Source organism: Paracoccus marinaquae, from assembly GCF_018860165.1.
Lineage (GTDB): Bacteria > Pseudomonadota > Alphaproteobacteria > Rhodobacterales > Rhodobacteraceae > Paracoccus > Paracoccus marinaquae.
Genome location: NZ_JAHKNG010000124.1, coordinates 1 through 1,337, shown reverse-complemented (window position 1 = coordinate 1,337; position 1,337 = coordinate 1). Strand labels below are relative to the sequence as shown.

Below are 1,337 nucleotides of genomic sequence, written 5' to 3'. Positions count from 1 at the left end.
GCGCCTCTCAGCCCGCCAAGCCCGCACCGCGCCGCTGGTGGCCACCTTCGGCGACTGGCTGCAGGCGCAGCGCCGCAAGACCTCCGCCAAATCCCGCTTGGGCGAAAAACTGGCCTATATCCATAACCACTGGGACGGGCTGCAAACCTTCCTGACCGATGGCCGTGTCGAGATCGACTCCAACAGGGTCGAGAACCTGATCCGTCCCATTGCCCTCAATCGCAAGAATGCCCTCTTCGCCGGCCACGACGAAGGCGGCATCGCCTGGGGCCGCATTGCCTCGCTGATCGAGACCTGCAAGATCAATCGCATCGAGCCCTTCGCTTATCTCAAGGCAACCCTGACAGCCATCGCCAACGGCCACCCGCAAAGCCGCATCGACGACCTGCTGCCATGGAACTTCAAACCGTCAAGCTAAGCCGACCGTGATGTCCTGCGAACGCTTACATTTCAGGCTGGTGGCGCGAGCGCAAAACCCGCGGACGAGCCGAGAGCAAGACGCGCTACGCTCTGGTTGTTGGCATCGAGACGCCGGATGTTGATGTTGACCTGATCACGCCTATAGCCGCTGAGGTCGAAAACCTGATAGCTGCGGGCATATCCATCGGAACATAGAAAGCACGCTCGGCGGTGCCATTGGAAGCTGTCTGAGGGTGGATCGTTGTCTGGTCAGGTGGAGCCGCGCAGCTTCAAGGACTTGAAACTCCTGTTTCCTGATAGAGTAGAGTGGGTTAGACTAAGCGGCGAGCTTGGGAATTTCCTGCTCGACCAATCGTAAGTATCGTTGCGGCTGTGCCAGCGTGAAGCCCAGCTCCGCATCCAGGGCATAGAAGCGCAGCAGCGATGGCAACTCGTCCACGGGCGCATCCGGCCAACGGGAGCGGAAAGCCTGGATCATGCTTGCCGGGCCGGCCCCGCGCGCTTCGGGTGCATATGGATTGCCGACGGGATCGAGCGTGAGGTTTCCCTGCGACGCGGCGGCGAACACAAACCAGTAGTCGCGTTGACTGGTGGTCAGCCGAAGATAAAGGTCTGAGGACCAGCCGGCTCGCGTCTGCGCCGGAATCAGATGCACAACATAGTTGTTGCCTTCGGTTGTCATCGTATAGACGGCACGTTCTGCCGGGCAACCCGTAAGGGTGGTTATAGGTTGGGCCAAGGCTGCGACGGGAAGGAGCAGCGCAGTGAACAGGCCGGCGATCGGTCTTTTCGGGAGTGTCCGATCTTTTGTGTATGATTGATCGGGTCCATGCTTCACCGAAAGGAAGCATGTATGACGATCTCCAAGGAAATTCTGGACGAGTTGCTGAAAGGCGTTGAGCGCCCGGAGGACCTGC

2 protein-coding genes are annotated in these 1,337 nt (G+C 59.8%); one reads left to right on the top strand and one right to left on the bottom strand.

Features of this window, described 5'->3' with window-relative positions:
• The coding region (locus KNW02_RS20595) for an IS66 family transposase (RefSeq protein WP_216035039.1) at nucleotides 1–418 on the top strand (418 nt) is incomplete at its 5' end.
• A 318-nt stretch (nucleotides 419–736) separates the two neighbouring features.
• On the opposite strand, the gene KNW02_RS20590 is transcribed toward KNW02_RS20595, so the two are convergent.
• Nucleotides 737–1,337 (bottom strand): hypothetical protein (locus KNW02_RS20590; protein ID WP_216035038.1); only part of this gene is annotated, 601 nt, incomplete at its 5' end.